9 protein-coding genes and 1 other annotated feature are annotated in these 13,870 nt (G+C 42.8%); all 9 genes read left to right on the plus strand.

What is annotated here, in order from left to right; translation table 11 throughout:
- The first annotated feature begins 180 nt into the window (after positions 1-180).
- The 9 genes from CLV38_RS11145 to serS all read left to right on the plus strand — a co-directional run bounded on the left by CLV38_RS11145 (position 181) and on the right by serS (position 13,581).
- Complete coding sequence (locus CLV38_RS11145) at positions 181-4,251, plus strand: endo-1,4-beta-xylanase (RefSeq protein WP_106195589.1); 4,071 nt, start codon at positions 181-183, stop codon at positions 4,249-4,251.
- Positions 4,252-4,481: 230 nt separating this feature from the next.
- Positions 4,482-5,072, plus strand: a complete 591-nt coding sequence (locus CLV38_RS11150) for a class D sortase (protein ID WP_106195591.1) — start codon at positions 4,482-4,484, stop codon at positions 5,070-5,072.
- A 91-nt stretch (positions 5,073-5,163) separates the two neighbouring features.
- A complete protein-coding gene (locus CLV38_RS11155; protein ID WP_211295473.1) occupies positions 5,164-6,330 on the plus strand; it encodes an amidohydrolase in 1,167 nt (388 codons plus the stop codon).
- 82 nt (positions 6,331-6,412) lie between these two features.
- Complete coding sequence (locus CLV38_RS11160; RefSeq protein ID WP_106195595.1) at positions 6,413-6,706, plus strand: hypothetical protein; 294 nt, start codon at positions 6,413-6,415, stop codon at positions 6,704-6,706.
- Between the two features lie 122 nt (positions 6,707-6,828).
- On the plus strand, positions 6,829-8,487 hold the full coding sequence (locus tag CLV38_RS11165) for a M20/M25/M40 family metallo-hydrolase (RefSeq protein ID WP_106195597.1): 1,659 nt from the start codon (positions 6,829-6,831) through the stop codon (positions 8,485-8,487).
- Between the two features lie 118 nt (positions 8,488-8,605).
- On the plus strand, positions 8,606-9,289 hold the full coding sequence (locus CLV38_RS11170) for a response regulator transcription factor (protein WP_106195599.1): 684 nt from the start codon (positions 8,606-8,608) through the stop codon (positions 9,287-9,289).
- Between the two features lie 19 nt (positions 9,290-9,308).
- Complete coding sequence (locus tag CLV38_RS11175; protein WP_106195609.1) at positions 9,309-10,433, plus strand: sensor histidine kinase; 1,125 nt, start codon at positions 9,309-9,311, stop codon at positions 10,431-10,433.
- Positions 10,434-10,637: 204 nt separating this feature from the next.
- On the plus strand, positions 10,638-11,954 hold the full coding sequence (locus tag CLV38_RS11180) for a serine hydrolase (protein ID WP_106195601.1): 1,317 nt from the start codon (positions 10,638-10,640) through the stop codon (positions 11,952-11,954).
- Positions 11,955-12,012: 58 nt separating this feature from the next.
- Positions 12,013-12,234: a binding site (T-box leader), on the plus strand.
- Positions 12,235-12,300: 66 nt separating this feature from the next.
- Entirely contained in the window at positions 12,301-13,581 is a 1,281-nt protein-coding gene (gene serS / locus CLV38_RS11185) for a serine--tRNA ligase (protein WP_106195603.1), read from the plus strand.
- Positions 13,582-13,870 lie beyond the last annotated feature (289 nt).

The following is a 13,870-nucleotide window of genomic DNA, read 5'->3' on the forward strand; positions in this document are numbered from 1 at the left end:
GTAAACGGTTTACTAGTAAAGTAATATAAATGTAAGCGTTTGATGTATTTTCGATGTTAACTAGAAGAGAGGAGGGTTAAATAACCCGAAGGTCCTGTTTTATATTGTCGTCTATGAGTCGTCTCATTACATACTAATGAGCAGGCATTAGATTTTTTTATAGGAATAAGGAGGAAACGAATGGAGAATAGTATTAAATTAAAAGTGGCAAACGGATTGTTAAGTGCATTGCTGGTTGCACCGATATTTGCATCGGCAACAACAGCTATGGCACAGGATACGACAGATGAAACAGCCACAGAAACTGAGAGAGAACTAATTTATCATAATAATTTTTCTGAAGAAAACTTCCCTGATGATGTCGCTGTTGCTTCTGGAAATGCAGTGCTTGAATGGGACAATAACATAGAGTTTGAAGGCAATACTAATAATTCCGGTGTGTGGGTGACGAATCGTGAGAATGACTACGATGGAATAGATCTTGATTTTGACAGTCTTGGATTAGAAGCAGGAAGAGAATACGATATTGTAGTTCAGGGATTTGTAGGCAGTGAAGAAAGTATTCCTGATGATACTTCCATTAATCTTGAGACTGTTGCAGGATACACTTGGTTAAATACAACAACACCTCTTGGGGGAGAAGCGTTCACTCTTGAGGCTTCATATAGCGCATTTGAAAGTGAAGACGATTCAATGTTCAGAATTAAGACAAATGATGCTGGCGTTGGAATGGAGTTTGCAATTACTGACATTCTTATAACGGCAGAAGAAGTTGTAGGTGAAGACGACTCAGAGGTACCAGTTGCTCCTGAACACCCATCTGATGAAGATGAGACAGATACAGAAGATGACTCTTCATTAGAGACTTTATACTTCAATGACTTCACAGAAAACACGAATGGAGCTGCCAGTGCAGGTACGACATTCGAACATCAGCCAGACTTTAATGAGGATCAAGGTGCATTGTATGTAGGAGACCGTTCAGCTAACTGGCACGGTGTGGATTTAAATTTTGAGGCCATGAATATGCAGGCTGGATATTCATACGAAGTGACTATTCGCGGATATGTAGATGAGGGTGTTGAGGTTCCAGATAATTCTCAAGCTTTACTGCAGTCTCCTGAGGGCAGTTACCCGCTGATCGCTGAAACTGATTTAGTGGCAGGAGAAATGTTCGAATTAGTGAGCTCTTATACATGGAGTGATGAGGTTTACGAGAACTTTAGAGTACAGACTAATGAAGTAGCTGCAACAGTACCTTTCTATATCACAGAAGTATTAGTAGAATGGAATGCTGATCAGACACCTGTTGAAGACGAAGAACCAGATCCGGATGCCCCACAGGCAGACGAATTTACACTGATCGATTTTGAAGATCAGGAACTTAACGGAGTTGAAGGCCGTAATGGTGGCGAAGTATTAGACATAACAGATGCTGAAAACCATACTGAAGGCGGACAATATAGTCTACATGTATCAAATCGTCAAAACGACTGGCACGGCCCTTCATTGGACGTCACCTCTTTTATTAATACAGGTGAGACGTATGAAGTATCTGCCTGGGTTAAAGTCGATGAGGATACGGCTCAGACCATCACCTTATCAACTCAAGTAGGGAACGATTCTCCAACTTACCATAATATTTCAAGTGCAACCTTGAGCGCAGAGGATGGCTGGGTAGAAATTCGTGGAGAATACCGCTATACATCACTGGGTGGGGGATACGTTTCAATTTATCTCGAATCTGGTAATGTGAACCTGGATTTCTATGTTGATGATATAAACTTTGAGCAGATTGGATCTGATCCAATTGAAGTTGATCTTGAATTGCAATCTATTCAGGAGGCTTATCAAAATGAATTTACAATCGGGAATATCGTGTCGACTCCAGATTTGGAAAGTCCGAGACTGGATCTGCTGACTCATCACCATAGTCTGGTTACAGCAGAAAATGCTATGAAACCAGATGGCGTTTATGATGGCCGAGAATTTGATTTTAGTGGGGTTAACTCACTTGTAGAAAGAGTGAACGAAGAGAATTTGGAACTTCATGGTCATGTATTAGTATGGCATTCACAGTCTCCGGAGTGGCACCATACAGAAAATGGCGTTACCCTTTCCAGAGAAGAAGCCTTGGAGAACATGCGTGTTCACATAAGAACAGTCATGGAAAACTTTGGGGAAATCAGAAGCTGGGACGTTGTTAATGAAGCTCTCGACGGCAACTGGGAAAATCCTGAAGACTGGAGAAGTAACCTGCGCAATACTGGATGGTTACGTGCCATTGGGGATGACTACATTTACCAAGCCTTTTCATATGCACGTCAAGTGGCTGACGAAAATGGCTGGGATGATATGGTTCTTTACTACAATGACTATAACGACCACGTCCAAGGAAAAGCACGCACTATGTACTACATGGTGGATGATATCAATGAACAGTATGCTGCTGAAAATCCAGATGATTCGCGTAAGCTGATTTCTGGTTTAGGTATGCAGGGTCACTACAATATCGATATCAATCCTGAGAACGTCAAACAGTCTATCGAACGGTTTGAACAGTTAGGTATTGAAATTGGCATTACAGAACTGGATGTTACAACTAACACATCTGATCAATATGTAGAAGCAGAATGGATCAGACAAGGACAAGTTTATGCTAGAATTTTCCAGATTTTCCGTGAACACTCTGAGTCTATAAACAGAGTCACTTTCTGGGGATTGAATGATGCCAACAGCTGGCGTTCAGATCGTTTCCCATTACTGTTTGATGGTAGCCTTCGTGCAAAACCAGCGTATTATGCTGTTATTGACCCCGATGCATTCCTTGAAGAATACCCACTTGAGGATGCAGTAGCCAATCAGGGATATGCAGTATATGGTACGCCTGAAATTAATGCTGAAATTGACAGTATCTGGAATGAAGCGCCAGTTCTGAACATGAACCGTATGCAGCAAGCTCATGAAATTCTGGCTTCTGGAACGGGTAGAGTATTATGGGATGAAGAAAACCTGTACGTATTGTACCAAGTGACTGACAGTATTTTAGATATATCAGCTGAAGCTGCACACGAGCAGGACTCAGTAGAAGCTTTTGTAAACGAAACAGGAGAAGCTACGACTAGTTACATCGATGGGGTAGGACAATACCGAGTGAATTACGAAAATGAAGCATCTATTAATCCCAGTATATATGGTGAAGGATTCCAGTCAGCTACCCGCATGACAAGTTCAGGTTACGTCGTTGAAATGGCTATTCCTTGGAAAAATGTCACACCTGAAGCGTGGGAAACAATTGGATTCGATATTCAGATCAACGACGCTAGAGACGGCGCGCGTCATGGCGTTGCAGCCTGGAATGATTATACAGGTGGCGGATGGCAGGATCCATCAGTCTTTGGTGAATTAACATTAGTCAATTCACTTGATGACATTCCACCAGTAGAAATCGAAGTAGGTGTTCAAACGCCTATTCTTCCTGGGCAAGTCGGGGTGATCGGTTCTGGTGATGCAACAGTTAGAACGCCAGCTGATTTACCGGAAGGAACTGAAATTCTTGTAGAATACGTGGATGCGGAAGATCTTCCAACGCTTGAAGCGACAGGTGGCTATACTCTAGTTGTTGCCGGTGAAGTGGTACGCATCACTCTCGTTTACCCTGAAGGATCAGAAGACTTTGAAGGAGAATTTACACTGACTTTAGGTATAAATGATGAGTTCCTGGGAGAAGAAGTATTTGTCTATTATTATGATGAAGAATCCGGTGCTTGGGACCGTGTAGGTGGAGACGTTGCGGATAACTTTATTAGCATAAACGTTACTGGATTCTCTATGTACGGTGTATTCGCTCTTGAAGACGATACTGGTGGAGATGGAGACGATCCAGACGTCGAAGATCCAGATGAAGACGATGTAGATGACGATGAAACAGATATTGAAACACCAGGCGAAGATGATGATCCAGATATCGACGCTCCGGGTGAAGGTGATGCTGATGATGACGGTACAGATGCAGATGCTCCAGATGGAGACGATACTGACACAGATGCAAATGATTCTGACGATGAGAGTGAAGCAGATGTTGAAGACGACACTGATGAAGATACGGCTGAAACCGTAGTGGATTCAGATGACGATGATTCAGCTGAACGCTTACCTCAAACGGCGACAGTTGTCTGGACAGTTGGACTTCTTGGTTTAACTGGAATGGTATCAGGTTTGGGCCTGCACTTTCTTCGCAAGAAAAAATAAGGTAAAATAAGCATAACTTAATAGGGAAGCGAAGGGGAAAGAGCTCTTCGCTTTTCCCTGTTTTACATAGTGAGAAAGTATAAAGATTGGCTGATATCTGGGGGTTGTTATCATGGGGAATATGATATTTAGTCTATCTCTAGAGGTGAAAGCCCCAGTCAGGTATTAAGGTGTTTTTTTAATAGAGGCTGAACAGCACGATCAGCTTTTACATATTAAGGGGGGGTAACATGAAATGGATAGCAAACGGCTTTATTACAATAGGCCTGGCAATGATGCTCTGGTTTGGGTACTCGCTCTACCAGCAGAACCAGTCACATTCTGTCACGATGGCGGAAGCCGAACAAGCGGTTCAAACCATCCGTGACAATACAAATAAGGATGACGAGTCTTTAATTGATGAGTTTGCTCCAGATGAACATGACGCAATCGGCTTGCTGCACGTCCCTAAAATAGACAGAAGTATCGGAATTGTTGAAGGAACAGATCCGGATGCACTGGATATGGGGGTAGGGCATATGTCGAGCACGGTCTTTCCGGGCCAAGGGGAGCAGATCATTTTGTCTGGTCACAGGGATACTGTTTTTCGTAACTTTGCGGACCTCGAAATCGGAGACGAGTTTATTGTTGAAATGCCCTATGGGGAATACATTTATGAAATAAAAGATACAAAAATAGTGGATGCAGATGATACCAGTGTCGTTGGGAAGATGGGAGAAGAGGTTCTGGTTGTTTCGACATGTTATCCCTTTAACTATTTAGGGAGTGCTCCGGAGCGGTTTGTTTTCTATGCTTACCCAGTCGATCGAGTCTCGGAGTAAAGGAACAGTTCCTCCTGATATGAAAAGACACAGCTGATTTTTTATTTAGTTATGGTAAGCTATACGGAACAGACAAAAAGGATGGATGGATATGACGAGTAAAACAATTAAATCAGTAATGCCGGATGTTCTTAACTGGAGACGAACAATGCACAAACACCCCGAATTATCTTTTGAAGAGTATTGGACGAGTTCGTATATCGAGGAGCAGTTAAATCAAATTGGGCAGATTGAAATCAAACGGCCAACAAAAACAAGTGTTTTGGGCATCATCAAAGGGTCTCATCCGGGTAGAAAAATCGGGTTGCGCGCGGATATTGATGCCTTACCTATAAATGAAGAGCGTAATGATATCGATTTTATTTCTGAAAATGAGAATGTAATGCATGCTTGCGGTCACGATGGTCATGCATCCATGTTGCTGGGAGCAGCTAAAGTATTAGTTGAGCACATCGACGAATTGCACGGAGAAGTTTACCTGATTTTCCAGCACGCAGAAGAAACGCCGCCGGGTGGAGCAGTCGAAATGGTTCAAACTGGACTATTTGATGATTTGGACTTCATTTATGGGCAGCACCTGTTCACGCCTATTCCAACAGGGAAAATAGGCATCTTGAATGGACCTGTCACTGCCAACTCTGATCAGTTTGATATTCTGATCAAAGGAAAAGGCGGACACGCCTCTCAACCGGAGAATTCAATTGACCCGGTCATGATTGGCTCACAAATCATTAACCAATTACAGACCCTTGTATCACGCGTGACTTCACCACTTGATTCATTTGTCATTTCAACGACGACTTTTCATGCGGGATCAGCTAAAAACATTATCCCTGATACGGCAGAACTGGGTGGCAGCGTAAGGTCGATCGATCTGGATACACGAATCATGGCTGAAGAAACAATTGAAAAAATTGTCAAAAATGTCTGCGATGTGTATGGTGCAGGTTACGAGTACACGTATACAAAGGGATACAGTTCAGTAGTCAATGACGACGAGAAAACGAATCAGGTCAGAGCTTTGGCAACCGAAGAGTTTGGAGCAGACGTTTTTGAATTTCCGCTTGCTATGGGGGGCGAAGATTTTTCAGCCTTCTCCGAGCGTGTTCCTAGCACATATGCATTTATAGGCGTCGGCAATGAAGAAAAGGATATGACCTATCCGCATCATCACCCTAAATTTGGGATGGATGAAGATGCGTTTGTAACAGGCGTGACGATGCATGTTACGGTGGCTATGGGGATGACTCGTCCCTAATCACACATCAAAAGAGGTTTGGCTATAATGGGTCGGCCTCTTTTTTCGTACGCTTGATACTGATTTTGGAGGAGAATAAAAAATGAAGCAGAAAGAATTATTTTCAGCCTACCGTTCGCCTCGCTTTTCCTGGAAGGATGTCGGATTCAGTCTGATTACTCTGGGATTGAAAAAACCAAAAGATATTCAGGAAGAAGCAAAACTGTATAAATTGATTTTAATCAACGATACGCTGGACATTTATGAGGAGTCTACACAAGGGCAGACGAAACTGTTGGAAACTGTTCATTTGGATGAAAAAGAAGTCTCAGCTGTCAAGAGGAGGAATAGATACTATAGTGATCATCATGTCTATCACCTGGACCGTTATGCATAAGCCAGGTGCATTAAAACAGGTATAGATGATATAGACTACATTGCTGTAAGTCGCCAATTGATTTACACATCATACGGGACTATACTTAGATGAAATGAGAACGAATTAATGGAGGCTTTTTAATGTCAAAAAGAGCTAGTCGTATTGAAGAAATCGCAATCGATTTAACGAGACAAAGAAGTGTGACTGAAACAATTGAGGAACAACTGGTCACAGAGAAAGTTCACTACTTTTTTCAGGAGATGGATTATTTCAAAGAAAATCCTGAAGATTTAATGATTGTTCCTGTACCGCACGACAAGTGGGGGAGGAAAAGTGTCATGGCGCTGCTCCGTGGTAAAAAAGACCCGTCCAATAACAAAACAGTTGTACTGATCGGGCACACGGATACAGTTGGCATATCAGATTACGGTGATTTAAAACATGTGGCCCATATGCCCTATGAACTGACAAAGCAACTGCATTTAAGAAAAGACATGCTCCCAGCGGACGCAAGAGAAGACTTAGAGTCCGGAAATTACCTGTTTGGACGTGGCCTCTTTGATATGAAAACAGGGGATGCAATCATCATGACTCTAATGGAAGAGATTGAAAAAAATCTTGAAGACTTTTCAGGAAATATTCTGTTTGCGGCGGTCTGCGATGAAGAAGCCAATTCTGCCGGAATGCGCTCGTGTGTACCGGAAATCGTCAAATTAAGAGACGAGAATGATTTGAACCTTACAGCATTGATCAATACGGATTATATGACATCAGAGTACCCGGGAGACGAAAATAAATACGTATACGTCGGGACAGTCGGGAAACTCATGCCATCATTTTACGTGGTAGGAAAAGAAACACATGTTGGAGAAGCCTTTAAAGGCCTGGATCCTAATCAACTGGTAGCCGAAGTGACGAGGCGCATTAATTTAAATACAGATTTATGTGACACGGTAGAAGGGGAAAGCACCTTGCCGCCTATGAGCTTGAAGCAACAGGATCTCAAACCTGAGTATTCTGTCCAGACGGCTAAGGCAGCACACGCCTTTTACAATTACGCTACACATAGCCAGACGCCTGATGTCGTTCTTGGAAAAATGAAAAAAGTGGCAACAGAAGCATTTGAATCGGTTATTCATGATGTGAATGGTCAATATGAGAAGTACTGCAAGTTAACGGGACGTGTATTCGAACCGTATGCATACAAGCCGAAAGTCATGACATATAATGAGCTTAAAAAACAGGTTATCAAAGATCAGGGGGAAGAAATTGAAAAAGACCTTAACCGTGAGAAAGAGAAATGGCTGATTGACGACACTGTCGATGAACGTGAGTATGCGCTCAAAGAGGTCGAACTGCTTCAGACCATGTGGAAAAATCAGGAACCAGTAATCATTGTCTATTTCACTCCCCCTTACTATCCTCATATTTATGTTAAAGGGGAAACAACTAAAGAAAAAAATCTGCTTGATGCAGTAGCACAAGCTGTCGATTCAACTGAATCAGATTACTCACTCGTTTATAAAAAGTTCTTCCCTTATATTTCAGACTTGAGCTATGCATCAGCACCCAAGAATAAGGGAGAAATCGATGCATTAAAAGAAAACATGCCAGGTTTTGGAACAAAGTACAAACTGCCGTTAGAAGCAATGCAGGACTTAGGGCTGCCAGTCGTTGATATTGGACCGTTCGGTAAGGATTCTCACAAATTTACTGAGCGGCTCGAAAAAACATACAGTTTTGAAGTGGCACCGACGCTTGTATCTAAAACGATTCAAGGTTTACTCAAAAATGACTAACCGCTATGAAGCAGGGATCTATTCCCTGCTTTTTTCATACTCTTTATGAATTCTTTAATAGTTCAGCCACTTTAACATGCTAAAATAGAGGATACTAGAGTAAGGAAGGATGGGTTCTATGCGAATACTGGTAGCTGATGATGACAAAGAGATCTGTGATTTGCTTGAAATTTATATAAAAAATGAAGGATTCGATGTAGAAAAAGCCTATGATGGGCAGGAAGTGCTGAACAAAGTGAAACATCTGGACATCGACTGCCTGATCCTGGACGTGATGATGCCCAAAAAGAGCGGGCTTGAAGTCGTCAAAGAGATACGAAAAGAGTCAGCATTACCTATACTGATGCTAAGCGCAAAAACGGCTGATATAGATAAAATACGCGGACTGACTAATGGAGCCGATGACTATGTGGTCAAGCCGTTCAATCCACTGGAAGTACTGGCTCGGGTCAAATCGCTGATGAGGCGCAGCGGATATGGGACAAAGCATGCTGATTCCGGCGAACTGGAAATTGGACCGCTCATTATACGAAAAGACCAGCATCAGGTGGAGACGGTTGACGGGATCGATATTCAACTGACCGCTCTTGAGTTTGGCATATTATATCTGCTGGCAACAAACCCCAATCGAGTGTTCAATGCAGATGAAATTTTTGAAAAAGTCTGGAAGCAGGAGAGCCTTGTACCTGCTAAGACTGTAATGGTTCATGTCAGCCACCTGCGGGACAAGCTTGAAAAAGCAACGGGTGGCGAAAATGTTGTCAAGACAGTCTGGGGAGTCGGGTATAAAATTGAAAATTAATAAAGGGGGAGAGAAGCAGATGCGGCTAACATTTAAAGAACGACTGCGTCTGGCGCTTGAAGCGATTGTAACGGCGGGAATCATCCTTCTTTGTTATTTTGCTGTATATGAAATTGTCCGACTGATTGTCACATCGTTTCCTGAGCAGTTTGGGGAGTTCTGGATCTTCGGCAACGTGTTCGAAGATATACGAAATCAGGAACTGTGGGGGCTGACTCCGCTCGTTTTCGTATTTCTGATCATCGTAGCAGGTGTAGCAATCTACTGGAGATTAAAACGGCGTTATCATCAATATGAACTCCAGCATATCATCAAAGAACTGCATTACATTGCTCAGGGGAATTACACGCACCGTATCAGAGGGAACTACAGTGGAGATATTGGGAAAGTAGTGGATAGTATTCACGTGCTAGTTGATTCCACGATTGAAGCCATGGAGGAAGAGCGGCGAATAGAACAGAGCAAAGACGAACTGATTACCAATGTCAGTCACGATATTCGTACACCTCTTACATCTATCATTGGATATCTGGGCTTAATTGAAGAAAGACGCTTTTCGTCAACAAATGAAGCGGCAGATTGTGTGCACACTGCCTACAAAAAAGCGAAACAGATGAAGGCGCTCGTTGATGACTTGTTCGAGTATGCGACTGTAAGACAGACAACTACTCCTTTAGATTACATTACATTTGACATGGTACAGCTCATTCAGCAGATGGCCATTGATTTTGATCTCGAGGCCCTTAAAAAAGGCCGGGAAATCAAAACAAATACCCCGGATAAACCCATCATGATGCGAGGGGATACAGAGAAAATCGTTCGGGTCTTCCATAACCTCTTATCTAATGCCTTGAAGTATGGAAAAGGGGGAACGCTGATTACAATCGATGCAGCCCGAGTAGCTGATGACGTCGTGGTATCAGTAAAAAACAACGGGGAAACATTACCGAGTGAAGCTATCGAGCAGTTATTCGAACGCTTTTACAGAGCAGAAAGATCTCGTTCCCAGGACACAGCAGGTACAGGCCTAGGACTGGCCATTGCCCAGAGTATTGTAGAACTGCACAAAGGAACAATCACGGCGAATGTGGTAAATGGCTGGACTGTTTTTACTGTTGTGTTCCCGGTAAATAGTGATAAATAAGTCAGGAAGTGAAAAGAGCTCAGCTTTTTTCACTTTTTTTGCTGTCACTATCTGTTTTCAATTGAATGTCTAAAATATGAATTCTTATTAAAGACGGTTGTTTTTTTTTAGGTGAAAGAGTACCATAAGATATGTTGATTAAAAACAGCTTGAACTGACTTGAATAAAAAAATGTGAAAATACATGAATTGGGAGTTATGAAAAATGATGATTGATTGGAAAAAAGGATTAACAACTTCTTTTATTGCTGCACTGACCGTTCCTCTAGCAGGTGCTTACACCGTCTCTGCTGAAGAAGCTGATTTATCAGTCGAAGCGGAATCTGCTTTACTGATAGATTTTGAAACGTCACAGGTATTATATAACCAGAATGCCGAAGATCAGCGCGGTATCGCATCGATGACAAAAATGCTGGTAGAATATATCCTATTTGAAGAAATAGAAGCGGGCAATTTGAACTGGGATGATGAAGTTACTATTAGTGATTACGCACATGCTATTAGTCAGAATTATGCCTTGTCTAATGTGCCTCTTCAACAGGGCGGAACGTATACTGTTCAGGAGTTATATGAAGCACTGGCTATTTATTCGGCTAATGGAGCTACTATCGCACTGGCAGAAGAAATGGAAGGATCAGAAGCTGAATTTGTTGACCGCATGAGAGACCTTGTTGAATCTTGGGGAGTGGAAGAATACCAGCTTTACAACACAACGGGCTTGAATAACTCATTCCTTGAAGGCAACCATTACCCGGGAAGCGATGAAGATGCAGAGAATATTATGTCAGCGAAAGGGATTGCAACGGTATCTCAGCAATTGATTTCTGATTACCCGGAAGTGCTGGAAACATCCAGCATTCCAACTAAAACCTTTAGAGAGGGGACGTCAGATGCAATCAACATGCTGAACTGGAACTGGATGCTCGAAGGTATGACACATGAGCGAATGGATGTTGATGGTCTTAAAACCGGGACAACCAGTTTTGCCGGAGCTACTTTCACCGGGACTGCCGAATCTGAAGGAAGACGATTGGTATCCGTAGTCATGGGAGCTGGAGATGGTTTCACGAATCGTGGACAGCGGTTTGAAGAGACGTCCAAGCTGTTTGACTACGGGTTTGGAGCATTTGAATATGCGACGATCATTGAGGCCGAAATGGACATGGATGAAGAGTATAATATAGCCGTTCGTAATGGCGTTGAAGAAGAGGTCTCTTTAGTAACGACGGAATCCATTGCTTTTTACCTGCCTGAAGGATCAGATATAGCCGATTATTCATATACATTTGTTCCGAATGAAGAGGTCGTTAATCAGAACGGTGAAGTTGAGGCCCCAATCTCAGTAGGCGAGAACCTGGGTCAGCTGGTCGTGGAGAATACAGAAGACCTAGAATTTTTAGATGGAGAAGCGCCTGATTCAGTTAATGTAGCAGCTGCACAATCAATCGAACGGGCTAATGTCTTTACCGTCTTTTCGACTTGGCTGAGAGAATTCTTCAATGGTGTGCGAGACCGCTTCTAAACTTATAAAATATGTTGACCTTTTAAAGTAAAGTAGGGTAGAATAAGGGCACATGAATAAACCACATCTGAGATGAATCAGTAGAGGTCACAGCAGGTATAGAGAGTCAGTGGGTGGTGAAAACTGATGCTGCTGTTCCTTGAATCCATCATCTTTACTAAATAATGAAGCACACGCCCAAATTATTTCGGCACAGGCCGTTATCCTGATCGAGCGCAAGAAGGATATAGTCTTCTTGAATCTGGGTGGTACCGCGAAAAGCAGTCCTTTCGTCCCTATTTTTATGGGGGAAAGGCTGCTTTTTTTGTACTTAAAAGAATAAAACAAAGAGAAAGAAGGAGAAAAAATGATAGATATCAAACTGATTCGAAATGATTTTGAGAATGTAAAAGCAAGGCTGCAGACACGTGGAGTAGACTCTGAAGAAGTAAACAAGCTGAAAGAACTGGATGAAAAGCGGCGGGAACTGATTCAAAAGTCTGAACAGCTGAAAAAAGAACGCAATGACGTAACGGAACAAATTGCCCAGAAGAAACGCAATAAAGAAAATGCGGACGACGCGATTTCTGCCATGAAACAGGTAGGAGCAGACATTAAAGCAATCGATGCGGAGCTGGATACACTGGAAGAGCAGACGATGGCTATAGCATCTGTTCTGCCAAATTTACCGCATCCGTCTTTACCAGTTGGGGAAGATGAAGAATCAAACGAAGAAATCCGCCGCTGGGGTGACACGCCTGAATTTGACTTTGAACCGAAACCGCACTGGGATTTAGGGGATGACCTAAAAATTCTAGATTTTGAAAGAGGGGCAAAAGTTGCACGCAGCCGATTCCTTTACTATAAAGGACTAGGTGCACGGTTGGAGCGGGCGCTATACAACTTCATGCTGGACTTGCATGTAACAGAACACGGGTATGAAGAAGTGATCCCACCTTACCTGGCAAATGATGACGCCATGTACGGTACAGGACAATTCCCGAAATTTAAAGAAGATGTGTTTCAGATTGATGGACACCCACTGACACTGATCCCTACTGCAGAGGTCCCTTTGACCAACTATTATCAAAATGAGATCCTAGATGAAAAAGACTTGCCTATATACTTTACAGCCTTGTCTCCATCTTTTCGTTCTGAAGCAGGAAGTGCCGGCCGCGATACAAGAGGCCTAATCAGGCTGCATCAATTCAATAAAGTAGAAATGGTCAAATTCTCCAAGCCGGAAGATTCATACGACGAACTGGAAAAAATGACAGCTAATGCAGAAGCAATTCTTAAAAAACTGAACTTGCCTTACCGTGTACTGCTGTTGTCTACTGGCGATACAGGATTCGCTGCAGCCAAAACGTATGATCTAGAAGTCTGGATTCCAACTCAGAACACATACAGAGAGATCAGTTCATGCTCAAACACTGAGGCGTTTCAGGCAAGAAGAGCGAAAATCAGATACAGACGAGAAGAAGATGGCAAAATCGATTACGTGCATACATTGAACGGATCTGGTCTGGCTATCGGAAGAACAGTAGCTGCCATACTGGAAAATTATCAGCAGGCTGACGGGAGCATTAAAATACCGGATGTGCTGGTTCCGTATATGGGTGGCATTACAGAAATTCCTGCTAAATAAAACGTGTTCTGAGTGGGTACTAACTCAGTACCCACTCAGAAGAGTCAAGAAATACAGTTATGGCTCAAAAGGATTTGTCTTCTTTAGACAAGTCCTTTTTTCTTGTGCGCCCGGCATGGGCGATAACTTGGTGGTGAAAGTCCACTACAGACTTGGCAGTAGGAACTGTTAGCGAAAGACAAGGGTGTCCGCCGTGAGGCGGAATCTGAAGGAAGTCGGACGCAAATGCTTGCACTGACGAACAGAAACTTCATACCAAGGCTTAATAGAACGGATGAGCTTGCAAGAC

Origin of the sequence: Alkalibacterium olivapovliticus, assembly GCF_003003275.1 — a bacterium.
In the GTDB taxonomy this organism is placed as follows: Bacteria; Bacillota; Bacilli; order Lactobacillales; family Carnobacteriaceae_A; genus Alkalibacterium; species Alkalibacterium olivapovliticum.

Coding starts and splice junctions, on each gene's coding strand:
- CLV38_RS11145 (WP_106195589.1), top strand. CDS start 181: ATGGAGAATAGTATTAAATTAAAAGTGGCAAACGGATTGTTAAGTGCA.
- CLV38_RS11150 (WP_106195591.1), top strand. CDS start 4,482: ATGAAATGGATAGCAAACGGCTTTATTACAATAGGCCTGGCAATGATG.
- CLV38_RS11155 (WP_211295473.1), top strand. CDS start 5,164: ATGACGAGTAAAACAATTAAATCAGTAATGCCGGATGTTCTTAACTGG.
- CLV38_RS11160 (WP_106195595.1), top strand. CDS start 6,413: ATGAAGCAGAAAGAATTATTTTCAGCCTACCGTTCGCCTCGCTTTTCC.
- CLV38_RS11165 (WP_106195597.1), top strand. CDS start 6,829: ATGTCAAAAAGAGCTAGTCGTATTGAAGAAATCGCAATCGATTTAACG.
- CLV38_RS11170 (WP_106195599.1), top strand. CDS start 8,606: ATGCGAATACTGGTAGCTGATGATGACAAAGAGATCTGTGATTTGCTT.
- CLV38_RS11175 (WP_106195609.1), top strand. CDS start 9,309: ATGCGGCTAACATTTAAAGAACGACTGCGTCTGGCGCTTGAAGCGATT.
- CLV38_RS11180 (WP_106195601.1), top strand. CDS start 10,638: ATGATGATTGATTGGAAAAAAGGATTAACAACTTCTTTTATTGCTGCA.
- serS (WP_106195603.1), top strand. CDS start 12,301: ATGATAGATATCAAACTGATTCGAAATGATTTTGAGAATGTAAAAGCA.